Below are 651 nucleotides of genomic sequence, written 5' to 3'. Positions count from 1 at the left end.
CCCTGCACGACGAGGTTCATCGGTTCGTCCACGGCGCGTCGGAGGCGGTCGCGGACCTCCGGCTGTGGGAGGTCGTCGAGCCCCGGCGCGTGCGTCTCGGTCCACAGCGGCGCGTCCATTGGACTCCGGTAGCAGACGGTCGGGTAAGAATCGGTCGGTCCGGGGCGTCGGGCGGCCGCACCGCCTCGGGGCGGCGAGCGGCCGCGACGGATTCGACGCACGTTTAGTCCCGCCGGTATCATTCTGGAGCATGTCCATGCGCGCGACCTTCCTCGGGACCGGCGGGGCCGTCCCCACCACGGCGCGTGCGCCGAGCGCGTTCCTCGTGAACCGCGACGGCGAGCGCCTGTTGTTCGATTGCGGGGAGGGCACCCAACGCCAGATGATGCGCTACGGGACCGGGTTCGGCGTCAGCCACCTGTTCGTCACCCACCTCCACGGCGACCACATCCTCGGCATCCCCGGGCTGATTCAGACGCTCGACTTCAACGACCGCGACGACTCGCTTGCCATCCACGGCCCGCCGGGGAGCAAAGGCCACCTCGAACAACTCGTCCACGCCGGCGGCTACCAGCCCGGCTTCCACGTCTCCGTCCACGAGGTCCGACCGGGGAACGTCGCCTACCGCGCCGACGACTACGAGGTCCGCGC

Annotated in this window: 1 protein-coding gene and 1 pseudogene; one reads left to right on the top strand and one right to left on the bottom strand. The window is 70.5% G+C overall.

The window, feature by feature from the left end; all coding sequences use genetic code 11:
* Positions 1–119 (bottom strand): annotated as a pseudogene (locus DVK07_RS20475) (replication factor C small subunit 2); the annotation flags it as partial.
* A gap of 137 nt (positions 120–256) precedes the next feature.
* On the opposite strand from DVK07_RS20475, the gene DVK07_RS20470 reads away from it, so the two are divergent.
* On the top strand, positions 257–651 hold a 395-nt coding region (locus DVK07_RS20470), incomplete at its 3' end, for an MBL fold metallo-hydrolase (RefSeq protein WP_199719684.1).

Source organism: Halorubrum sp. Atlit-26R, assembly GCF_003666015.1.
In the GTDB taxonomy this organism is placed as follows: domain Archaea; phylum Halobacteriota; class Halobacteria; order Halobacteriales; family Haloferacaceae; genus Halorubrum.
This window is presented reverse-complemented; position numbering and strand designations above follow the sequence as displayed.